The 21206-nt window shown below is 41.5% G+C and carries 23 protein-coding genes; 1 reads left to right on the forward strand and 22 read right to left on the reverse strand.

What is annotated here, in order from left to right; all coding sequences use genetic code 11:
* Nucleotides 1-169 precede the first annotated feature (169 nt).
* The 19 genes from MHH68_RS11510 to rpsU all read right to left on the reverse strand — a co-directional run bounded on the left by MHH68_RS11510 (nucleotide 170) and on the right by rpsU (nucleotide 16958).
* On the reverse strand, nucleotides 170-991 hold the full coding sequence (locus MHH68_RS11510; protein ID WP_008342399.1) for a pyruvate, water dikinase regulatory protein: 822 nt from the start codon (nucleotides 989-991) through the stop codon (nucleotides 170-172).
* A gap of 25 nt (nucleotides 992-1016) precedes the next feature.
* The gene (locus tag MHH68_RS11515) at nucleotides 1017-1655 is read right to left on the reverse strand and encodes a helix-turn-helix transcriptional regulator (protein ID WP_024423017.1); all 639 of its coding nucleotides are present in this window, start codon (nucleotides 1653-1655) and stop codon (nucleotides 1017-1019) included.
* A gap of 167 nt (nucleotides 1656-1822) precedes the next feature.
* A complete protein-coding gene (gene glyS / locus MHH68_RS11520; RefSeq protein WP_339163145.1) occupies nucleotides 1823-3868 on the reverse strand; it encodes a glycine--tRNA ligase subunit beta in 2046 nt (681 codons plus the stop codon).
* A complete protein-coding gene (gene glyQ, locus MHH68_RS11525) occupies nucleotides 3861-4748 on the reverse strand; it encodes a glycine--tRNA ligase subunit alpha (RefSeq protein ID WP_339163148.1) in 888 nt (295 codons plus the stop codon). The genes glyS and glyQ overlap by 8 nt, the downstream gene beginning before the upstream one ends.
* 327 nt (nucleotides 4749-5075) lie before the next feature.
* On the reverse strand, nucleotides 5076-5846 hold the full coding sequence (gene recO, locus MHH68_RS11530) for a DNA repair protein RecO (RefSeq protein ID WP_034661344.1): 771 nt from the start codon (nucleotides 5844-5846) through the stop codon (nucleotides 5076-5078).
* A gap of 35 nt (nucleotides 5847-5881) precedes the next feature.
* The gene (locus MHH68_RS11535; protein ID WP_003217288.1) at nucleotides 5882-6025 is read right to left on the reverse strand and encodes a YqzL family protein; all 144 of its coding nucleotides are present in this window, start codon (nucleotides 6023-6025) and stop codon (nucleotides 5882-5884) included.
* A gap of 148 nt (nucleotides 6026-6173) precedes the next feature.
* A complete protein-coding gene (era, locus tag MHH68_RS11540) occupies nucleotides 6174-7079 on the reverse strand; it encodes a GTPase Era (protein ID WP_058014648.1) in 906 nt (301 codons plus the stop codon).
* Nucleotides 7072-7470 (reverse strand): cytidine deaminase, encoded by a 399-nt coding sequence (locus tag MHH68_RS11545; protein WP_003217296.1) that lies wholly within the window; start codon nucleotides 7468-7470, stop codon nucleotides 7072-7074. Before MHH68_RS11545 ends, era begins: the two co-directional genes overlap by 8 nt.
* Nucleotides 7471-7583: 113 nt before the next feature.
* Nucleotides 7584-7970 carry a diacylglycerol kinase family protein gene (locus MHH68_RS11550; RefSeq protein WP_339163152.1) on the reverse strand — a complete coding sequence of 129 codons (387 nt, stop codon included), beginning with the start codon at nucleotides 7968-7970 and terminating at the stop codon, nucleotides 7584-7586.
* Entirely contained in the window at nucleotides 7948-8427 is a 480-nt protein-coding gene (gene ybeY, locus MHH68_RS11555) for an rRNA maturation RNase YbeY (RefSeq protein WP_061408615.1), read from the reverse strand. Before ybeY ends, MHH68_RS11550 begins: the two co-directional genes overlap by 23 nt.
* Nucleotides 8428-10515: an HD family phosphohydrolase gene (locus tag MHH68_RS11560; RefSeq protein ID WP_339165792.1), complete on the reverse strand. Its 2088-nt coding sequence runs from the start codon at nucleotides 10513-10515 to the stop codon at nucleotides 8428-8430.
* A 138-nt stretch (nucleotides 10516-10653) separates the two neighbouring features.
* Nucleotides 10654-11613 (reverse strand): PhoH family protein, encoded by a 960-nt coding sequence (locus MHH68_RS11565; protein ID WP_003217430.1) that lies wholly within the window; start codon nucleotides 11611-11613, stop codon nucleotides 10654-10656.
* A 3-nt stretch (nucleotides 11614-11616) separates the two neighbouring features.
* On the reverse strand, nucleotides 11617-12807 hold the full coding sequence (gene yqfD / locus MHH68_RS11570) for a sporulation protein YqfD (RefSeq protein ID WP_061408617.1): 1191 nt from the start codon (nucleotides 12805-12807) through the stop codon (nucleotides 11617-11619).
* 18 nt (nucleotides 12808-12825) lie between these two features.
* A complete protein-coding gene (gene yqfC, locus MHH68_RS11575; RefSeq protein ID WP_012010618.1) occupies nucleotides 12826-13107 on the reverse strand; it encodes a sporulation protein YqfC in 282 nt (93 codons plus the stop codon).
* A gap of 210 nt (nucleotides 13108-13317) precedes the next feature.
* The gene (locus MHH68_RS11580) at nucleotides 13318-13815 is read right to left on the reverse strand and encodes a hypothetical protein (RefSeq protein ID WP_058014644.1); all 498 of its coding nucleotides are present in this window, start codon (nucleotides 13813-13815) and stop codon (nucleotides 13318-13320) included.
* Nucleotides 13816-13846: 31 nt separating this feature from the next.
* Nucleotides 13847-14839 (reverse strand): flotillin-like protein FloA, encoded by a 993-nt coding sequence (floA, locus tag MHH68_RS11585; RefSeq protein WP_034661354.1) that lies wholly within the window; start codon nucleotides 14837-14839, stop codon nucleotides 13847-13849.
* A 26-nt stretch (nucleotides 14840-14865) separates the two neighbouring features.
* Entirely contained in the window at nucleotides 14866-16179 is a 1314-nt protein-coding gene (locus MHH68_RS11590) for a nodulation protein NfeD (protein WP_058014643.1), read from the reverse strand.
* Between the two features lie 141 nt (nucleotides 16180-16320).
* The gene (locus MHH68_RS11595) at nucleotides 16321-16770 is read right to left on the reverse strand and encodes a GatB/YqeY domain-containing protein (RefSeq protein WP_058014642.1); all 450 of its coding nucleotides are present in this window, start codon (nucleotides 16768-16770) and stop codon (nucleotides 16321-16323) included.
* 14 nt (nucleotides 16771-16784) lie between these two features.
* A complete protein-coding gene (rpsU, locus tag MHH68_RS11600) occupies nucleotides 16785-16958 on the reverse strand; it encodes a 30S ribosomal protein S21 (protein WP_003152957.1) in 174 nt (57 codons plus the stop codon).
* 182 nt (nucleotides 16959-17140) lie between these two features.
* On the opposite strand from rpsU, the gene MHH68_RS11605 reads away from it, so the two are divergent.
* A complete protein-coding gene (locus MHH68_RS11605) occupies nucleotides 17141-18070 on the forward strand; it encodes a Na/Pi symporter (RefSeq protein ID WP_339163160.1) in 930 nt (309 codons plus the stop codon).
* 39 nt (nucleotides 18071-18109) lie between these two features.
* Here MHH68_RS11605 and mtaB read toward each other — a convergent pair whose 3' ends face one another.
* Genes mtaB through prmA form a run of 3 tightly spaced genes read right to left on the reverse strand, consistent with a single transcriptional unit; the run spans nucleotide 18110 to nucleotide 21197 of the window.
* Nucleotides 18110-19468: a tRNA (N(6)-L-threonylcarbamoyladenosine(37)-C(2))-methylthiotransferase MtaB gene (gene mtaB / locus MHH68_RS11610; RefSeq protein WP_169057207.1), complete on the reverse strand. Its 1359-nt coding sequence runs from the start codon at nucleotides 19466-19468 to the stop codon at nucleotides 18110-18112.
* The gene (locus MHH68_RS11615; RefSeq protein WP_339163162.1) at nucleotides 19468-20238 is read right to left on the reverse strand and encodes a 16S rRNA (uracil(1498)-N(3))-methyltransferase; all 771 of its coding nucleotides are present in this window, start codon (nucleotides 20236-20238) and stop codon (nucleotides 19468-19470) included. Before MHH68_RS11615 ends, mtaB begins: the two co-directional genes overlap by 1 nt.
* A gap of 23 nt (nucleotides 20239-20261) precedes the next feature.
* Complete coding sequence (gene prmA, locus MHH68_RS11620; RefSeq protein ID WP_339163163.1) at nucleotides 20262-21197, reverse strand: 50S ribosomal protein L11 methyltransferase; 936 nt, start codon at nucleotides 21195-21197, stop codon at nucleotides 20262-20264.
* Nucleotides 21198-21206 lie beyond the last annotated feature (9 nt).

Genomic DNA, 21206 nt, shown 5'->3' on the forward strand with positions numbered 1-21206 from the left:
AATCACTTGACTTCTGCCAATATTAGTTTATTCGTTCTTGACTTAACTTAAACCTAAAATCAATCATTTTATCACAATTTTTTATTATAATACAAATACAGCAAATATGCCATTGTTTTTGTTTACCCGTTTCCCACCATAGGAAAAACCCAGGAGGAGCATCCTGAGTTTATTCGGAACCTCTTTTGGTCAGCATTTGATGAATAACATTTGCCGTTTCTTCAACTGCTTTATTCGATACATCAACAACTTGACAGTTAATGCGGTCCACCACTTTTTCAAAATACTCTAGCTCTTCTTTAATCCGTTCAATGTTCGCATAAATGGCGCGATCATTTAAACCTAGAGATTTCAAACGCTCTTTACGAATATGATTTAGTTTGTCTGGACTGATTTTCAGACCGATGCATTTCTTTGGATCAACTGAAAATAACTCCTCTGGCGGATCTACTTCAGGAACAATTGGAACGTTCGCTACCTTCAGCCGTTTATGCGCCAAGTATTGAGATAGTGGTGTCTTAGATGTACGTGATACACCGATGAGCACAATATCAGCCTTTAGAATGCCTCTTGGGTCTCTGCCGTCATCATACTTCACTGCGAACTCAATGGCTTCAACCTTCTTAAAATAGTCCTCATCTAATTGACGTACACGCCCCGGCTCATGTTTCGCTTCATTTCCATAAGCAGTCTCCATTTTGTCGATCAGTGGTCCGATGATGTCATAATAAACAACTCCGTTTGCTTCTGCCTCTTCGATTAAGAATTGGCGCATTTCTGGCACAACAAGAGTAAAGCAGACGATTCCGTTATCTGCTTTCGCCAGTGAAATGACTTCTTTAATCGTACCGACATCCTCTACATATGGGATTCTTCTAATATTTGAATGGTCTGATGAGCCGCCATCAAATTGGCTAAGTGCCGCTTTGACTACGAGCTCTGCCGTTTCTCCTACTGAATCTGATACCACAAAAATTACGCGATTACTCATAACATCCCCTCGCAGTCTTCTGAAATTAGATTATTTCGTTCTCCGATAAGCTAACAAGTATTTTCGTCATGTTTGTTTTTGTAATTCTGCCGACCACTTCAAAGCCTTTATCCGTATCTTTTATAACAGGAAGTGCGTCTATCTGCTTTTCAATCAAGTGCTTCGCCACATCCATAATGAAATCTTCCTTGCGGCAAACGGTGATGTTCGGCATTCTTGTCATAATGATATGGACAGGAATCGATGGAAGCTCCTGTTTTCCAATACTCGCGCGAAGGAGATCCTTCCTTGACAACACCCCTGTTAAAATAGAGTGATCGTCCACAACGAATAATGTGCCCACATCCTCTAAAAACATCGTACAAATCGCATCATAAACTGAAACATTCTCATGTATCACCACTGGAATGGATTGAAAATCTTTCACTTGAAGTTTTTTCAGCTTATCTGCTAAAAGCTGCGTGCCTGTTTTTCCTGTGAAAAAGTAGCCGACTCTTGGTCTTGCTTCTAAAAAGCCTGACATCGTTAATATGGCTAAATCCGGTCTGAGGGTCGCCCTAGTTAAGTTCAGCCGATCGGCGATATGCTCTCCAGTGATCGGACCATTCTCTTTGACAATCTGTAAAATCTGCTCTTGCCGTTTATTTAACTCGATTGTACTCACCACCTTTAAATAGAGAGAGCGAATCTTTACTTTATGTATATCATTTTCATAACTCATCATATTATAGCGCATCTTTGTCCGAATGAAACAAAAATCCACTCAAAAACCGTGAATTAAATGAGTAAAAAACGATTGCCCTTCAAAAAAAGGCAACCGTTCTTAGGTATTTATTTTACAATTAAATTGTTCATATTCGCAAATGATTGAATGACTTTAGCTAGTTTCACCATTTGTGCCAAACGATTTCGCTTCAGCTTTTCATCATCTGCATGAACCATTGTGTGATCGAAATAATGAACAATCGGTGTTTTTAACGTATCAAGCGCCTCAAGCGCTGCACTGTATTGCCCTGCTGCTACATGTTCATTGACAGCTGTCTCTACTTGCTGATACGCCTCATAGAGCTTTTGCTCATGTTCATTTTCAAACAGCTCAGGCTGAATCTCTGCGTCTTCTCCTTTTTTACTGATTGAAATGACGCGTCCTAATGCTTCTGCTGTTTCTTTGAAGCTTTCTTGTTTCACACTCTCTTCAAGAACAGCTGCTTTTTTCACAACTGCATAAGGTTCAATATTTTCAACATCCAGTACTGCATCGACAACATCATGACGGATATGCTCTGCTTGGAGGACATATTTTAAACGGTATGTTAAAAATTCAATGAGAGCAGTTTCATGTGCGGCTTCTACTTGAGCAAGTGCCAAAAGCTCTTTGAATGAAATGTTCCAATGACGATCAAGCAGAATTTGAACGATACCGCTCGCTTGTCTTCTTAGTCCATAAGGATCTTGAGAGCCCGTTGGAATGACATCAATTGAGAAGAAGGAACAAATAGAATCCAGCTTATCGGCTACTGCCACAATCGCACCAATTAAAGTGGAAGGCGCCTCATCACCGGCAAAGCGCGGCATATAGTGCTCGTTGATGCTTTTAGCCACTTCTTCATGTTCACCAAGTGCTTTTGCATATTTCTCGCCCATGATTCCTTGTAATTCTGGGAATTCATAGACCATTTGAGTCACAAGGTCAAACTTCGAAATACTGGCGGCTCTTGCCACACGCTCTGTCGTTTCGTCATCTGCACCGACATGTGCCGCTAGACGCGTCGCAATGTCTGTCACTCTCTTTAGCTTGTCGCCAATTGTGCCAAGTTTCTCATGGAATACAACCTTATCAAGCTTCTTAATATTGTCTTCAATGACTAGTTTTTCGTCTTCTTTATAGAAGAAGGCAGCATCTGATAAACGCGCACGAAGGACTTTTTCGTTCCCTCTTGCGACATTTTCAAGCGCCTCACTGTTTCCGTTTCTCACCGTAATAAAGTGAGGCAATAATTCTCCTTGCTCATTTTTCACAGGGAAATAGCGCTGATGCTCTTTCATTGTGGTTACCAAAACTTCCTCCGGCAATGCAAGGAATTCTTCTTCAAAGGAACCAGATAGTACCGTTGGGTATTCTACAAGATTGTTGACCTCTTCTAGAAGCTCAGGATCAACAGGAATCACCCAGCCTTTTTCAGAAGATAGAGCATTTAGCTGCTCGGTAATAGATTGTTTTCTTTTATCTGAATCTGCAATGACAAATTGATCGCGCAACGTTTGCTCATAAGAAGCAGGAGAGTCGATGGTAGTTGCCTTACCAAGGAAACGGTGTCCTCTTGTCTCACGGCCGCTTTTCACCCCAGCAATGTCAACAGGTACAATCTCCTCTCCAAATAAACAAACAATCCATTTAATCGGACGGATGTAGCGTAAATCTTTACTTCCCCATCTCATGTTCTTTGGAAAACTTAATGAAGCAGCGATCTCACCTAATGCTGGCAGAAGGTCTTTAACTTGCTTTCCTTCTTGAAACTTCTGGACATGGACATAATCCACTCCTTTGATCTCTTTAAAATAGAGATCATCTGTTGAAGCACCTTGTCCGCGGGCAAAACCTTCCGCTGCTTTTGTCCAATTGCCTTCCGAATCTTGCGCGATTTTTTTAGCCGGACCTTTTGCTTCTTCTTTGATGTCTTCTTGTTTTTCTGCGACACCTTTCACAAGTACAGCAAGACGTCTTGGTGAGTTAAATAGAGCAGCATCTTCAAATGAAATGTTTTGCGCTTCAAACCACGCTTTTACTTTTTCGCCTAGCTGCTTTGTGCTTTCTGGCATGAAGCGAGCCGGCATCTCTTCTAAGCCGATTTCGAGTAATACATCTTGTTTATTCATGAGAAGCCGCCTCCTCTTTTAGCATAGGGAATCCCAATTTTTCTCGTTCTTCATAATAGGTTTTGGCTACTTTTCTTGCTAACTGACGCACTCTTCCGATATAACCAGTTCGCTCAGTAACAGAAATTGCGCCCTTTGCATCGAGCAAGTTAAACGTATGAGAGCATTTCAGTACGTAATCGTATGCTGGGTGAACAAGCCCTTTGTCCATTTGGCTATGCGCTTCCTTCTCATAAGTCGTAAATAGCTCAAACAGCATGTCAGTATTAGATGTTTCAAATGTATAAACAGAGTGCTCATATTCAGCCATTAAGAATAAATCTCTGACCGTAAAACCGTCAGTCCATTCAAGATCGAAGACATTTTCTTCGTCCTGGATGTAGGAAGCAAGACGTTCAATACCGTATGTGATTTCAACGGAAACAGGCTTACATTCTAAGCCGCCGACTTGCTGGAAATACGTGAATTGGGTGATTTCCATTCCATCAAGCCATACTTCCCAGCCAAGTCCTGCACAGCCAAGAGATGGGTTCTCCCAGTTGTCTTCGACAAAACGAATATCATGTTTCAGCGGGTCAATACCAAGCGCTTTCAATGATTCAAGATACAGTTCTTGAATATTGTCAGGTGACGGCTTAATGATTACTTGGAATTGATGATGCTGATACAATCTATTTGGGTTTTCTCCATATCTGCCATCAGCCGGGCGTCTTGAAGGCTCTACATACGCTACCTTCCATGGCTCTGGACCAATGCTTCTGAGGAACGTGTATGGACTCATCGTTCCGGCACCTTTTTCTGTGTCATACGCCTGCATTAATACGCAGCCTTCATTTGACCAATGCTTTTGCAGTGTCAAAATCATGTCTTGAATATTCAATGATCGCACCTCCATCTTTTCTACACCATCGCTATGTATGGCGGGTGGGTCTAGAACCTCGCAAAAAACACAAAAACTCCCGTCTCTATGCTCGCAAGGCTCCTTGCAAACATAGGGACGAGAGTTTTTCCCGCGGTTCCACCCTATTTGCTGGTATCGTAGCAACCAGCCGCTTTGTTTTACGTTGCTCAAGAATGCCTTTCGTTACGCCTCCATCCTTAGCTCACACCGCCCTAAGGTCGCTTTTATGGGTTCTGCGCAAGTACTTCTTTCTGTCAATGCAACATATTTTATCTTAGATGATCTTACAAAAAGTCATGGAAGATGTCAACTTTTGTTTTCCCCGCCCATGAGCTTTTTCATGGATTCCATCTGATTCATGAATTTTTTTGATTTCAAATAAAGGCCTGAATACTCTTCATAGTAGTGATCGAGCACTTGACGAATTTCTTGTTTCGTCTGCGGTTTCACATCCACCTGACCGAGCCTTGATAAATCAAAATAATGAAATAAACGGAGCAGCCTTGCAGCTGCTGGGGATAAGGGCAGTTTATACGGATCTTTAGAAAAGCAATTTTGGCAAATAAAGCCGTTGTCTCTAATCGAGAAATGAAACTGCCCTTCTTTTTGACCACAGTGGACACATTGATCCAGTTCGGGCTTCATTCCCATCACTGATAACATTTTGACCTCTACGATAAATAAGATAATATCAGCATCTGTGCCTTCATTCAGATGACGCAGAGATTGAAGCAGGAGCTCAAACAAATAAGGGTTTGGCTTTTTTTCTTCTGTACCTTTATCGAGTAACTCTGTCATATATGCGGCATATGCGGTCAAGAATAAATCCTCCCGAATGGTTCGCATACTTTCAATCATTTCGCCTTGCTGGAGCGTTCCAAGTCCTGTTGATGATTGGATCAGGAAGGTTCCGTATAAAAACGGCTGGCTTATGGCTGACAGGCGGCTGTTTGATTTTTTCGCGCCTCTTGCCATCACACCAATTTTCCCATGTTCTCTAGTGAGCAGCGTGACAATTTTGTTTGTTTCGCCATAATCTGTTGTTCTAAGGACGATTCCTTCACTTTTAATGAGCATTTGTCTACACTCCGAGCATTGGAGGGGGTCAAGAATTATAAGATTGGAAAATCAAATCGTGCTATCTCTTCTTCAAGTACATCGGGTCTTTCCAGGTTCTCCTTTTCTAACTCTTTGAAAAGCAGATACGTGTCAACGCTTCCTGTTTGTGAAAATACGTTCCATGTAAAATTCAACATAAAAACCCCACCTTTCTTTATTAGAAGCAGCAACGCTACATCCAACATATTAATTTTATCTTGACCAGACTACCTCCATTTCATGATAAACAATTTTTACTAATCGAACCGCACCATTGTCAGGTTTTATGACAACAGCAGCGATTTTTTAATATTCGTCGTCTCTAAATCCGAAGTCACGAAGGTGAGTGGATTTATTACGCCAGTCCTTCTGAACCTTTACCCAAAGCTCCAGATACACTTTTGAACCGAGAAGTGCTTCGATATCTCTGCGCGCTTTTTGTCCCACTTCTTTTAATAAGCTGCCTCGTTTACCAATGACAATCCCTTTTTGTGAATCACGTTCTACGACAATGGTCGCCGCCACATGGATCTTGCCATTTTCATCTGGCTTAATGGATTCGATCGCAACTGCAATGCTGTGCGGGATCTCTTCTCTCGTTAAATGCAGCACTTTTTCACGAATTAATTCAGAAATAATAAACCGCTCTGGATGATCTGTTACTTGATCTGCTGGATAAAATTGCGGGCCCTCAGGAAGATAACCTTCAATCTGCTGAAGAAGCGTGTCAATGTTGTTTCCTTCAAGAGCTGAAATTGGCACAATTTCCTTAAATGGATAACGTGTGCGGTATTCATCAATTAAAAGGAACAGCTCATCTGGATGAATTTGGTCGATTTTATTGACGACTAGGAATACTGGTGTAGATGTTTGCTTGAGTCGTTCAATGATGAATTCATCACCCTTGCCATAGCCTTCCTTTGCATTGATCATAAACAAGATCAGGTCGACTTCCTTCAGTGTATTTTGAGCCACTTTCATCATAAAATCACCAAGCTTATGCTTAGGTTTATGAATCCCTGGTGTATCGATAAAGATCGTTTGTGACGTGTTTGTTGTTAAGACACCTTGCACTTTGTTTCGCGTTGTTTGGGGCTTATCACTCATGATGGCGATCTTTTGTCCAATCACACGATTAAGAAAGGTTGATTTTCCTACATTTGGTCTACCAATAATTGATACAAATCCTGATTTGAAGCTTTCGTTAGTCATTTAAATCCTCCGGTGAAAATGCGCCTGGCAATAGTTCGTTTACTGTTGTTTCGTATATTTGTCCTTTTAAGTTCGTTAGAATCACTGGCATGTCAGGTGCACATAGCTCTGAAATAACCTGTCTGCATGCGCCGCACGGCGAAACAGGCCGGTCTGTATCAGCTACTACCGCTAGCATTTGAAACGATGTGATGCCTTCTGAATAGGCTTTAAAAAGTGCTGTTCTTTCCGCACAATTACACATACCATATGCTGCATTTTCAATGTTGCAGCCGCCATACACTTTTCCATCATTCGACAACAATGCTGCACCGACTTTGAATTTCGAATAGGGTACATATGCAAAATCTCTTGCTTTAACTGCTTCTGAAATCAACTCTTGTTTGTTCATTCCTAGTTCCCACTTTCAGAAGAAATGGTACCACTGTCACATTTATATTTTACATAATTCACGTGACATTTTCACGCCCATTTCTAAAAATGTTAATAAATAGTAATATTGTTCTATTGCATGATCTTCGGTAAGAAGATGCTCAACCCAATCATAACCGAAATCGCGGCGTAAACGCAAACAGCGCCTGCTGCGGCGTCTTTCGCTTTCTCAGCAAGCGGGTGTCTCTCTTCTGTCATAAGGTCCACTGTATGTTCAATGGCTGTATTGACAAGTTCAAGCGCAAACATCCCCCCGCACAAAAGCAATACGATCATCCATTCAAATGGTTCAATGTGAAACCAAAAGCCGCAGATCACCACGATGATGGCTGCGACTGTGTGAAATCGAAAATTCCGTTCATTCAAGAAAGTTCGCCATATTCCTCTAAATGCATAATAAAAACTCCGAAAAAAACGGGCAAGCGGCCTTCTCTTCTTACGAAGATCTTGAAAGGCCATAATCATCCAAGATTTTTGTCTGTTTGGCGAACATTTCTTTTTCATCTTCCTCTGTCATATGATCAAACCCGAGTAAATGAAGGAACCCATGAATGGTGAGAAATCCAAGTTCTCTCATAAAGGAATGTCCGTATTCCTCTGCCTGCTCTTTTGTACGATCCACACTAATGATGATGTCACCGAGTACAGGCGGAATATCATCAGCACCAATGATTTCAATTTCCCCTTCTCCTTCTTCCTCAAGTGCAAAGGAGATCACATCTGTCGGTGCGTCTTTTCCGCGGTATTCTTTATTAATTTGATGAATCTCTTCATTTGAGACGATCGTCACTGATACCTCCGCTTGATCTTTGACCTCAAGGGCATCAGCAGCGAATTGAAGAAGCTTTTCCACTTCTTCAAGCTGCTCTTTTGTTACTTGTCCTGTTTCATCTATTAAATCGATTAACAATGTCATTTACTTCACCTTCTGCTTCGGGGCATCTGGATATTCAATCCGAGAATGGAAAATCCCCTTTAATGTTGTACAAATCGTTTGACTAATAATATTTAACTCTTTAAATGTCAGATCACATTCGCTGAATTGCCCATTCTGCATTTTATCGGAAATAATGCCTTTGACGAGCTTTTCGATCCGCTCTGGATTTGGATTATGCATCGATCGTACCGCTGCTTCCACGCTATCCGCTACAGAAATAATCGCCGCTTCTTTTGATTGCGGCTTTGGACCAGGATAACGGAATTCTTCTTCTGTCACCTGATCATCACGCTCTTTTGCCTTATAGTAAAAGAACTTTAACAGTGACTTGCCGTGATGCTGTTCAGCAATATCGACAAGCTCTTCGGGAAACTTCTTTTCTCTCAGCATATCAGCTCCATCTGTCGTATGGGCAATAATGATATTTTTACTTAGCTGAGGGGAAAGTTTGTCATGCGGATTATCAATATTCATTTGGTTTTCAATAAAGTATTGCGGCCTTTTCGTTTTGCCAATGTCATGATAATAAGCGCCAACCCTTGCTAAAAGACCGTTTGCTCCGACTGCTTCACATGCAGCATCCGCTAAATTTGCCACCATGACACTATGATGATATGTACCTGGTGTCTCTGTTAAAATCTTTTTAAGCAGCGGATGATTTGGGTTTGATAGTTCAATCAGCTTCATTGTTGAAAGAATACCGAACATACTCTCAAACACAGGCATTAACCCAATGACCAAAATAGATGATGCAAACCCTGACACAATCGCCATCATAAGGTTTACACCGATTTCAAGCCCTGATGGTGAGGAGTTTTGAATCAGCGTAATGGATAGAACCACAAGGACATTCACCAAAGCGACCCAAAGCCCTGCCTGCAATATTTTTGAACGTGCATTATGCTTTCTCAAAAATAAAATGCCCGCCATCCCGCTCACAAGGTAATAAGCGCAGATCACATAGTTAAAGACGCCGGTTACTCCTTGATTAAACATCATACTGCCGCAAAGAGCAAATACAAGACCAGAGAAGATCGCCAGCCGCTCATTGATAAGGAGCTTGATCAGCATCGTGCCAAGTGCCACTGGCACCACATAACCTATTGTCGTATACTTTGTTTCCTGAAAGAGACTGAATACTTCCATGATAACTAAAATAATGGTAAAAATGAGCGAATAGAGCAGCAACGACTTATTCTTATGAACAAGCGATTTTTTCCTCGATTCAAGTGAATGAATAATCGCTGCTAAGAACAGACCTATCAATATCATAAGACCGCTTACAGGCTTAATCAAATTGGAGCTGTTTAAGAGCCCTGTCAGTTCTAATTTACGATACACTTCTCGGTCAATAAGTTCTCCTTCTTCGACTAAGATTTGCCCTTGCTTAATCTGAACCGGCTGAATATTATCTGCGGCTTCTTGTCTTTTCTTCTCTGTCGCCACTGGATCAAATACATAGTTTGGAATGATCGCAAATTCACCGATTTCTTTCGCTGCATTTAAGTATTTGGATGGAATTGAGTTATTTTCAAGCTCTGTTTTCACTTGTTTTTTCTCTTCTTGTAATTTCGCTGCTGTGATTTCTTTACTCATCAGTGAATTCACCACTGTGATGATGGAATCTTTAGTAAAAGAGAGATTTTCGTCACTTGCCTGAAGCAGTGCTTTAATAGATTGGTCTGATACAGCCTCCTGCATATCTGATGTGAGTTTTTCTTTGACACGCTTGACCATTTCTTTATCTGATGGTGGATTTTCTTTTTCATCAGCTGCTTTCTTCTCTTCTTTAATGGCTTCAAAAAGGGAGGAGATGAGGTCAACACGATTGTCAGAATACGCTTTTTTGAGTGTATATTGATCCTCTACTTGATCTGTTGCTTCTTGCTTCTTTTCTTCTGTCGCTTCTTGATCATCAACGGTTGATGGAGAATAGATGGTCTGTTCGCTCACTGAAAACAAATCTAAGTCGAGCGATTCAGGCTTTACATGGAAGAAGAGCACCACGAATAGAATGGCTGCTAAACCAGCGTATAGCAATACATTTAAATAACGTGAGCGCTCCATTTTCTGAGGTTCTTTTTTAGACAGCAGTCTTTTGCGCTTACTGTCTTTCTGATTCTTTCTCAAGGAAAGTACCTCCTTTTTTACTTTAAACCACGATCGAAACAAAATGACCCGATGTAGACGATCGGGTCACTAAGGTCATTTTTGCTTTTCGTATGCTCCGATGATCTTTGCCACAAGGGGGTGTCTGACCACATCTGTCTGGTCTAGCTCAATAAATGAGATGCCCTTGATCTCTGCAAGCATGTCCTTTGCAGCTGCAAGACCAGACTGCATGCCCTTCGGCAGGTCAATCTGTGTAATATCTCCTGTAATGACCATTTTAGAGCCAAACCCAAGTCTCGTCAAAAACATTTTCATTTGGGCGGGCGTTGTATTCTGCGCTTCATCTAAAATAACAAATGCATCATCGAGTGTCCGTCCTCTCATATAGGCAAGAGGCGCTATTTCAATCACACCGCGCTCAATTAAACGTTCCGTATGATCACTGCCAAGCACATCATGCAAGGCATCATATAGTGGTCTTAAATAAGGATCTACTTTTTCCTTTAGATCACCTGGTAAAAAACCAAGACTTTCTCCTGCTTCAACAGCTGGTCTTGTCAAGATAATTCGTTTCACATGTCCATTTTTCAGTGCATGTACCGCGTTGACGACTGCCAAATACGTTTTCCCTGTTCCAGCTGGTCCAATTCCAAAGACCAAGTCATCTTTTTTCATCGCCGCAGCATATTCCCGCTGGCCAATGGTTTTTACCCTGATTGACTTTCCTTTAGCATTTTTCGTAATTTCATCTTCATACATATTTTCAAAATAATTGAGCTTGTCTTTTTGCGCCATTTTGATGGCATATACGACATCCCGTTCAGAAATCTCAATTCCTTTTCGGATGAGATGTAAGAGAGATGTCATCAGACGGCTTGCTGTTTCTCTTGATGCTTCCTGACCAGAAACATACACTTTTTCTCCGCGCGTAATAATGGAGACATTCAGCTCGTTTTCCATCAGTTTCAGATAAGCATCTTGATTTCCAAATAAAGCAATCGCTTCGTTTGGGCTATCTAATTTTTGTTGAATTTCAAGTAAATGTTCTGTCATTCTCTAGTCTCCCTGAACAATAGGTGTTGGTTGAACAATATCTTCTATTACTTGGTAAAGGATGATTAACTTAACTTTACCATTCCCTGTTGTCTCGTGCAAAACTTTTTCACTTTTCACCTCTCCTGTTTGACCTAGCTTCTCTTCTAATTCTTTTTTACCCATTTTAATCCCTGCTTGAACCGCTTCTTTATTTGTGTATGTCCGGTTAATTTTTTCACTTTCGCGTGTCGTTTCTTTTTCATAGGAAAATGGGAGCTGGAACTGTAAGAAATGGAGTGGGTGAACTTCTGTTTCGATTTTTGGCTGCTTAAAATCATCCTTTTTAAAGGAAAAGCCCCAAAATGGCATTGAACCTCCAAATGCGGAGAGCTTGTGCTTTGTCTTCATTTTACCCGTAAAGACATCAAAAGATGTTCGAAGAGGGACAGAAACTTCAGAACGGTACCACGTTTCTCCATAAATTTTCGCTTTAGCACCGACCGTTTTTTGCTTGTCTTCACTGCCGATGAGGCCTGAGACGAGCATTTGTCCTTTCTTCACATGTTCATCAACTGCGGCAAGCGGTTCCCCTTTTTCCACATACATTCTTGTGATGACCGCCTTCTTCTTTGCCACAATATGCTGAGGACTCGTATATTTCTCTTTCTCCGGCTCATTTTTTTCCACAACTTTCATTTGAAATGTTGTACCGTTTAGTTCAACGCCAACCCATGTAATGCTTTGAATATTGGCGGTCAGTGATTTTTGAATTTTTTCAGGTGTTCCCATTAGAAACTGAAAACGGCCTTTTTGCACCCCAATCTCGTCTAAATGCTTTCTCATCTGATGTTCAGTTTCTGGATTGGCTCCTTTAATATCTATTTTCCACACCATGTTTGAAAGCGCCAATATCGTCACTAGAAAAAACACAATCCCAAAGGTAAACCCAATATTCTTTCTTGACCATAGGAGAAGGAATGGAAATCCCTTCCTTTGATGAAATGAACATGTTACCTCATGATGTCTTTGTACTTTTCTGAAGGCATGTACATCTGATAAGCGAATAAATAAGCGCACGCTGTCTTGACGGCGGCTCACTTGAAACATTGTGATCCCCTGTCTCGTGCACTCATTGATGAGCCGCTCAATGCCGCTTCCCTTGATCTCCACTTCCACTCTGCCAATAAAATAGGCAAACCATTTATTCTTCACACTTCTCCCCTCCGTCAGTTAAGAATCAATATAACGGACCTCATCGATTTTCCCTTCTAATAAGATCTCTTCTGGCAAAATCGTTTTAATCACAAAATCTTTCCCTGAAATAATGCATTGTCCTTGTTTGAGCATCAGCCTTACCTCTTGATCACTGAAAAGCAAAAGCCCTTTATGGTTCTCTATGTAAATGTGGAGTCTACCAACCATCGTAATACGGGGAAGATCCATCATGACGTCTGGAGGGATTTCAAGTGTTCTTGTCAGCCATGCTTTAAGTCGATTTTTTCTTTTTCCCATTCAATAAGAACCCCTTCCCACCTCATGTGTATGAGATCAAACTGAAAGATGGTGAGACTGATGAGAAAGCCTCTATGTCATCTTATTCCTCAGCGGTTCAGATCATGCTAATGAATCCCGCAAAACAGCCATTTCATCATTTTTCACTGCGAGAGGTCTCCCTCAAGTCAAATAAAAAAAGCCCCTTTTTATATAAAGGGACTTTCTTGTTTATCTGTTATATGGCCGTTTCATCGTTCTGTGCGGCTTTTTCGCGCGCGGCTCTCCAAATACTTCTCCAAGAAGCATGCCTTGAACAACAGTATTTTGATTAAGCTTGCCAATGATGTGCGGCTTCATCTCCGCAGCAGAAGCTTTCGGCTTGGTCAGCTGCCTTTCAAGAGATTGGAACTCTTTATTCAGCTCACTTTTTCTTTCTTCCATTTCAGCTAGTGTAGCGGTATAACGATCCTGTAAGGACTGTGATCCTTGCTTCTTCATCCCGCCATGATCATGTACATCGCCGAAATCGTCCAACTGGTCTGTTTTGACCGGGTTTGGGCTCGTTTGTTCTGCTTTCTTTTGAGACATAGGCTTATTCTGAGGAGCCGGCTTATGTTGCCGGTTGTTTTGTTCCTTCTCCTCTTGTTTGCCGATTTTTCCAAATACAGCAGAGATAATACCGATGATAATCGCAATTAGTAACGGATTTTCAAATAGAATGTCCATTGGGCTCCCTCCTTAAAGCGTGAGAGGATGCTTATTTGTTTTCATTATCAGATGGACCTTTTGTCATTTTACCAAATGAATCTCTCATGTCCGTATCAGCATCGATATTCTTAATGTTCATGTAGTCCATGACTCCAATATTACCTTCACGTAATGCTTCAGCCATGGCAAGTGGTACTTCAGCCTCTGCTTCTACGACTTTCGCGCGCATTTCTTCAACTCTTGCACGCATTTCTTGCTCCTGGGCAACAGCCATTGCGCGGCGTTCTTCTGCTTTTGCCTGTGCAATGTTTTTATCTGCTTCTGCTTGGTCTGTTTGCAGAATTGCCCCGATGTTCTTACCGATATCCACATCTGCGATATCAATCGAGAGAATTTCAAACGCAGTACCTGAATCTAATCCTTTACCAAGAACCGTTTGAGAAATCATATCTGGGTTTTCTAGAACCTTTTTATGATTATTTGATGAACCAATTGTAGAGACAATTCCTTCACCTACACGAGCAATGATTGTTTCTTCCCCTGCACCACCGACAAGTCGTTCGATGTTTGCACGAACTGTAATACGTGCTTTTGCTTTTACTTCAATCCCGTCCATTGCCACACCAGAGATAAATGGTGTTTCAATGACTTTAGGGTTTACACTCATTTGTACAGCTTCAAGTACGTCACGGCCTGCTAGGTCGATCGCTGCACAGCGTGCAAAGTTCAATTCGATATTCGCACGTTGAGCCGCGATCAATGCATTTACAACACGGTCAACGTTACCACCTGCAAGGTAGTGACTTTCTAATTGGTTAATCGTCACATCAAGACCTGCTTTATGTGCTTTGATGAGCGGATTGACCACTCGGTTTGGAATAACGCGGCGAAGTCTCATTCCTACAAGTGTAAAAATGCTCACTCTTACGCCAGCCGCTAGGGCAGAAATCCACAGCATCACCGGTACAAAGGTGAAGAAGATCGATAGAACGATCAGACCTGCTGCGATAATCACAAATAATAGTAAAGTAGATGGATCCATTTTATTCCTCCTATAAAATCAGTTATCTATACTTTCCTCACGACAATGCGTGAGCCTTCCGCTTTCACAATTTTTACTTTTTCATCCTTATCGATGAATGCACCTTCTGACACAACATCAATGCGTTCATCTCCAAATACAATTGTACCTGACGGACGAAGTGCGGTTGCTGTCACCGCGATTTGCCCAACAAGATCTTCTCTTGTTTCATTTGAGACATAACCGCTTTCCTTATTGGTTGAATCGGTTAAAATGAACTTTTTGAAAAATTTCATACGTTTCCCCAACACCTTTGTCAATATAATAACTGCTATGATTGAAACAGCAGTGGCAATCAAGATGGAAATCGCCATTTCTGTAAAGCTTCCAGCTGCTAAAAATAAGCTGACAACCACACAGATCAGTCCAATGACACCTACGATTCCCCCCGGCAAAAACAATTCCAGGATCAAGAGCAATAACCCTGCTAAAAACAGGAACAACGTCTCATAACCTGCAAAACCTGCCACAAGATGACCATAAAAGAATAGAAGAAGCGCTGTCACTCCCATGGTACCTGGAACCCCAAAGCCGGGTGAATAGAGCTCAACGATTAACCCTAAGCTTGCGATGGATAAAAGGATTGGAATGACAATTGGGTGCGTGAAAAAGCGCGCAACCTTTTCAGCAAAGCTCACTTCATCGTATTGAATAGAAGCGTCTGCTAAATTCAGCTTCTGAAGCAAGTCATCCATATTTTTCGCTTCCCCTTCTGCATAACCGAATTGAAGGGCACGGTCTGTATTGAAGGTAAGCAATTCTCCTTTTGGTGCACCAGCTTCTTTTGCGTCTATATTTACATCTGCCATTGCAAGTGCATACTTTGGATCACGCCCCTGCTTTTCGGCAGCGTCACTCATTTCAGCAAGCCATAGCGATTCAGATTTTTGATCGGCAGCATTGCCTTCACCGTCAATGATCGCAGCAGCCCCCATCTTTCCATTTGGGGTCATATAGATTTGGTCGGCATTTAGCGCAAGGAAAGCCCCTGCTGAAAGCGCTCTATGATTCACAAACGCTGTCACAGGGATATCAGACGCACGAATGGTATCTGCGATCTCAAGCGCCGCATCGACTGCGCCACCTGGTGTATTGATGTCTAGAATGATATGTTTCGCTCGTTCAGACTTTGCCTGCTCAAATGATCGCTCAATAAATTGAGAAAGTCCTTTTTCTACTGTATCTTCAATTGGGATAACATGAACTTTCTGATCTGCTGATTTCGCGGTCAATTGAACCCCTAATAATAAGCATATTATAAAACAGCTGAAGAGAGCAATAGAAATTTTTATTTTTTTCATCTATTTGGTGATCCCTCCTCTCTATCTTCCATTTTACCGTTCCTTTACATACGTTACAAATGTATCATAGGTTTCATTTTTATATGACAGATTGATGAGGGTATAAAAAAAGTACCCTTCTAACAATAGAAGGATACTTTTTTATTGAGACAGCTGCTCGCTGACAAATCTGTTAATGACAGCTCCATCAGCTTTACCTTTTACTTTTGGCATAATAGCGCTCATGACTTTACCCATATCAGCCTTCGATGAAGCGCCTGTTTCAGCGATCGTCTCTTTCACGATCGTTTGCAGTTCTTCTTCAGAAAACTGTTCAGGTAAATAAACGTCTAAGATGTCAATCTCTTTTTGAACTTTATCTACTAAATCTAAGCGATTAGCTTTCGAAAATTCATGGAGGGAGTCTTTACGTTGCTTAATCTCGCGGGAAAGGACGGTTAGTTCCTCATCGCCGGTCAAACTGTCTTTCTTAAGCTTAATTGCTTCATTTTGGAGTGAAGCCTTTACCATCCGAATGACAACAAGCTTGTCTTTCTCACGGTTTTTCATAAAAAGCTTCATATCAGAATTTAATTGCTCAAGAAGACTCATAAAATCCACCCTCTTTAGAATTTACGTTTTCTAGCAGCTTCAGACTTTTTCTTGCGCTTTACGCTAGGCTTTTCATAAAATTCACGCTTTCTTGCTTCTTGCAATGTTCCAGTTTTGGATACACTGCGTTTAAAGCGACGAAGAGCATCTTCAAGCGATTCGTTTTTTCTAACGACCGTTTTTGACATTCTCTTTCCCTCCCTCCGAATACACCAATCGACTGCATTAAAAAAAGATATACATGCGAAACATGTACCTAGATATTATAATATAAGCCTAGTGTGAGGTCAACTAAGTGATTTGGAAATATATTTTCGTCATGAGCAGGTAGACAAGTCCATATATTCATTGGTAAGAGGAGGACTTTTCTATGATGGCGATCATTTATTTTTGTGCACTTATTTTCATTTTTTTATGGTCAATGGGTTTGCTGAGAAAAGGATTAATGGCGCTTGCGTCGTCTCGTATTGAGAAATCACTTCTTCTCTTTACAGATCACCCAGTAAAAGCATTCTTAGTCAGCATTATATTTACAGGGATTCTCCAAAGCAGTTCGGCGTTTATGGTCATCGTGATCGGCTTTGTCAGTACAGGCATTCTCTCTTTTAAAAAATCCATTCCAATGATTCTTGGTACCAATATTGGCTCCACGTTTACAACAGAATTTATCGCCATTAAAATGGATGTTTTCATGTGGGTCTTGATCCTAGCTGGTCTCATATGTATGATGTTAGGCAGAAAATCTTTTCGGCATGCAGGAAAAAGTATATTTGGACTCGGGATGATCTTTTTTTGTATTCAAGGCTTTTCTAAAATTGCAGGTATGATGACAAGTCAGCCTGAGACATTACGCTTTCTCGAAATGATGCAGCATTCTGACTGGACGGCGCTGCTTTCGGGTACTATTTTCACAGCAATTGTTCATTCGAGCTCCGTCTGTATCGGCATTTTAATGGGCTTTATGAATGAAGGAACGGTTGGGCTTCAGGAAGGCATCAGCTTTGTGTTAGGATCCAATATCGGGACATGTATTACAGCCGTTATGGCTGCCATATCTGGCGGCTATGCAGCACGTCAAACGGCTTATGCACACGTTTTGTTTAATGTGCTCGGAGTACTTTTATGTCTCCCGTTTCTCGCCATAATGACAGAATTTGTCGCCCTTCTTGCAAACGCTCCAGCTCAGCAAATTGCGCACTTCAGCCTGCTGTTTAATGTGGCAAGCTCTTTGCTTTTCTTCCCATTCATCCGTCCATTTCACACATTGATTTTATGTCTTTTACCGAATCAATCAAAATAAAACACCGGCTTACCCTTTTGGCAGCCGGTGTTTTATTGATTATGAGGTCATTCTCACTTTGTCTGTTTGTACTTCATCGCTTATACGAACGAATTGTCCTTCGTTATAAGGATAACCCGCTTTCGTGATTTTCACTTTGACCAAACGGCCGATCATGTCCTCTGTTCCTTCAAAAACAACCTTCATATAGTTATCTGTATAGCCCACATAAAGATTGTGCTTTCCTTCTTGTTCTTTGAAGGATTCTTCCGGAATAATCTCTAGGACATCTCCTTCATAAGCTGATGCGTATTCTTTCGCAAGCTGGTCAGAAAGAGCGATCAAGCGGTGGACACGTTCGTTTTTCACATTTTCATCCACTTGATCATCCATTCTTGCAGCTGGCGTACCCGTACGTTTACTGTAAGGGAATACGTGCAGTTCAGAGAATTGATGGTCTTTGACAAAATTGTATGTTTCCAAAAACTCTTCTTCTGTTTCTCCAGGGAATCCTACAATCACATCAGAGGTGACAGCAAGACCTGGCAATGCTTTTTTCAGCTTTGTTAAACGCTCTGCAAAGAATTCCATCGTATATTTACGGCGCATTCTTTTCAGCACTGTATTAGAGCCAGATTGAAGCGGGATATGAAGATGTCTGACAATCTTATCTGACTGATCAAGCACTTCTATCACTTCATCTGTAATTTGACTTGCTTCGATAGATGAAATACGAATTCGTTTTAAGCCATTGACACGTGCATCTAATTCTTTCAGAAGCTTTGCAAAGTTATAATCTTTTAAGTCTTCTCCGTATCCGCCTGTGTGAATACCTGTTAATACAATTTCTTTATAGCCGGCATCCACAAGCTGCTGCGCTTGGTTGATGACCTCTTCTGGATCACGAGAACGAAGAAGTCCGCGAGCCCAAGGAATAATGCAGAATGTACAGAAATTGTTACAGCCTTCTTGGATTTTTAATGACGCACGTGTTCTGTCTGTAAAAGCAGGAACATCAAGTTCTTCAAACACACGTGCCTTCATGATATTGCCAACCCCATTAATCGGCTGTCTTTCTCTGCGATATTCTTCAATGTAACCGAGCAATTTATGTCTGTCTTGTGTTCCGACGACAATATCTACACCAGGAATCGCCATGATTTCTGCTGGAGATGTTTGCGCATAACAGCCTGTTACACAAATGACACCATCCGGGTTATGACGAATGGCTCTTCTAATGACTTGGCGGCTTTTTTTATCGCCTGTATTCGTGACCGTACATGTATTAATGACATATACGTCTGCTTTTGATTCGTACTCTTTTCTTTCATAGCCTGCTTCTTTAAACAGCTGCCAGATCGCTTCTGTTTCATAGTGATTGACCTTACAGCCAAGTGTATGGAACGCTACTGTTCCCATCATGATTCACCTCTTAATAACTCTGTTTGATAAGATATAGCAGAAAGCGCGTAAAGAGGAGCTGTTTCCGTTCTTAAAATGCGTGGTCCGAGCCCGCAAATGACTGCACCAAGCGTTTCAAGCGCTTCAATCTCCTTTTCTGCCAAACCGCCTTCAGGGCCAAAAACCACTAGCAAGGTTTGTCCGCCTTTCATCTGTTGGAGCACAGTTTGAAAGCGGCTTTGCTCTCCTTCTTTCGATGATTCTTCGTATGCAACGACACATTTATCGAATTCACCAGCTAATTGAGTCAGCTCTTTAAACGTTGATACTGGATAAACATGAGGAATGATATTCCGGTAGGACTGCTCAGCTGCTTCTTTCGCAATTTTCTCCCAGCGTTCACGTTTTTTATGTGACTTCTTTTGGTCAAGTTTTGTAATAGAACGAGCCGCTTGAAACGGGATAAATGAACTTGCACCAAGCTCTGTGCCTTTTTGGATAATCAGCTCAAGCTTATCTCCTTTTGGGAGTCCGCTCGCAATTGTTACCCTTACCGGAAGCTCTCTGTCCTGATTTGTCCAGCCTTCAAGGTGACAAATGACTTCTTCCTTTGTTATTGTATCAATTTTACTGAGCGCTTCAAAGCCGTCTGTCGTTAAGCAAAGGATTTCCTGCCCTGCTTTCATGCGCATGACGTTGGAAAGATGATGTACATCTTCACCTTTGATGACGATAGATCCCTTTGCGATCACTTCTTCTTTCGTGAGGTCGATAAAATATCGTTGCATACGTGTCCTGACACCTACTCGCTTTATTTTTTCGCTATAATGCTGAACCAATCTTCCATTGACAGCACTTCAACTATGTCAAAACCTGCTTCTTCTAATGCTGTTTTGACTTGTAATTTCTTTTGTCCAATGATGCCCGATGTAATGAAATAGCCATCTTTCTTCAATAAATCATAAGCTTGATCTGTAAAGCGCAAAATCACTTCTGCGAGAATGTTGGCGACGATCACATCACGTTCACCTGAAATCCCATCAAGTAAGTTATTTTGCTTGACCGTCACTTGTTCGCTTACACCATTTAGCTCAATGTTTTGCTTCGCACTTTCAACCGCAACGGTGTCGAGATCAAAGGCTTGAATGTCCTTTGCACCAACCATCGCTGCTGCCACACTTAAAATCCCAGAGCCTGTTCCAACATCAATCACCGTATCGTTTTCCTTCACATAGCGCTCAAGCGCCTGAATACACAGAACGGTTGTTGGATGTGTCCCTGTTCCAAATGCCATTCCTGGGTCCATTTCAATAATCAGTTCATCAGAATGAACCGGAGTATATTCTTCCCATGTTGGAACGATGGTGAATTTTTCAGAGATTTTCACAGGGTGATAGTATTTCTTCCATGCGGTGGCCCATTCTTCTTCATTTACTTCACAGATAGACAGCGTATTTCTTCCTAGGTCAATATCGTATAGAAGAAGATTGTTGATGGCTTCTTTGATCTCATCTACCGTTTCCATTAAAAAGCTGTTCATTGGAAGATAGGCTTTGACGATGACCCCTTCTTCAGGATAGTCATTCGGATCGAGCTGGTAGATCTCACCGTATACATTTTCACGTTCCTTGACTAAATCAAGCGGGTCCTCAATCACGACACCACTCGCACCTGCTTCATGCAAAATATTGGTGATTGGTTCCACCGCTTCATTTGTTGTATGGACGCTAACTTCTGACCACTTCAATACTACCAA

It is taken from the genome of Bacillus sp. FSL K6-2841 (assembly GCF_037976435.1).
GTDB lineage: Bacteria > Bacillota > Bacilli > Bacillales > Bacillaceae > Bacillus > Bacillus pumilus.

Coding starts and splice junctions, on each gene's coding strand:
- MHH68_RS11510 (WP_008342399.1), bottom strand. CDS start 991: ATGAGTAATCGCGTAATTTTTGTGGTATCAGATTCAGTAGGAGAAACG.
- glyS (WP_339163145.1), bottom strand. CDS start 3,868: ATGAATAAACAAGATGTATTACTCGAAATCGGCTTAGAAGAGATGCCG.
- recO (WP_034661344.1), bottom strand. CDS start 5,846: ATGCTCATTAAAAGTGAAGGAATCGTCCTTAGAACAACAGATTATGGC.
- MHH68_RS11535 (WP_003217288.1), bottom strand. CDS start 6,025: ATGTTGAATTTTACATGGAACGTATTTTCACAAACAGGAAGCGTTGAC.
- era (WP_058014648.1), bottom strand. CDS start 7,079: ATGACTAACGAAAGCTTCAAATCAGGATTTGTATCAATTATTGGTAGA.
- MHH68_RS11545 (WP_003217296.1), bottom strand. CDS start 7,470: ATGAACAAACAAGAGTTGATTTCAGAAGCAGTTAAAGCAAGAGATTTT.
- MHH68_RS11550 (WP_339163152.1), bottom strand. CDS start 7,970: ATGGCCTTTCAAGATCTTCGTAAGAAGAGAAGGCCGCTTGCCCGTTTT.
- ybeY (WP_061408615.1), bottom strand. CDS start 8,427: ATGACATTGTTAATCGATTTAATAGATGAAACAGGACAAGTAACAAAA.
- MHH68_RS11560 (WP_339165792.1), bottom strand. CDS start 10,515: ATGGAGCGCTCACGTTATTTAAATGTATTGCTATACGCTGGTTTAGCA.
- MHH68_RS11565 (WP_003217430.1), bottom strand. CDS start 11,613: ATGACAGAACATTTACTTGAAATTCAACAAAAATTAGATAGCCCAAAC.
- yqfC (WP_012010618.1), bottom strand. CDS start 13,107: ATGGGAAAAAGAAAAAATCGACTTAAAGCATGGCTGACAAGAACACTT.
- MHH68_RS11580 (WP_058014644.1), bottom strand. CDS start 13,815: ATGGACATTCTATTTGAAAATCCGTTACTAATTGCGATTATCATCGGT.
- floA (WP_034661354.1), bottom strand. CDS start 14,839: ATGGATCCATCTACTTTACTATTATTTGTGATTATCGCAGCAGGTCTG.
- MHH68_RS11590 (WP_058014643.1), bottom strand. CDS start 16,179: ATGAAAAAAATAAAAATTTCTATTGCTCTCTTCAGCTGTTTTATAATA.
- MHH68_RS11595 (WP_058014642.1), bottom strand. CDS start 16,770: ATGAGTCTTCTTGAGCAATTAAATTCTGATATGAAGCTTTTTATGAAA.
- rpsU (WP_003152957.1), bottom strand. CDS start 16,958: ATGTCAAAAACGGTCGTTAGAAAAAACGAATCGCTTGAAGATGCTCTT.
- MHH68_RS11605 (WP_339163160.1), top strand. CDS start 17,141: ATGATGGCGATCATTTATTTTTGTGCACTTATTTTCATTTTTTTATGG.
- mtaB (WP_169057207.1), bottom strand. CDS start 19,468: ATGGGAACAGTAGCGTTCCATACACTTGGCTGTAAGGTCAATCACTAT.
- MHH68_RS11615 (WP_339163162.1), bottom strand. CDS start 20,238: ATGCAACGATATTTTATCGACCTCACGAAAGAAGAAGTGATCGCAAAG.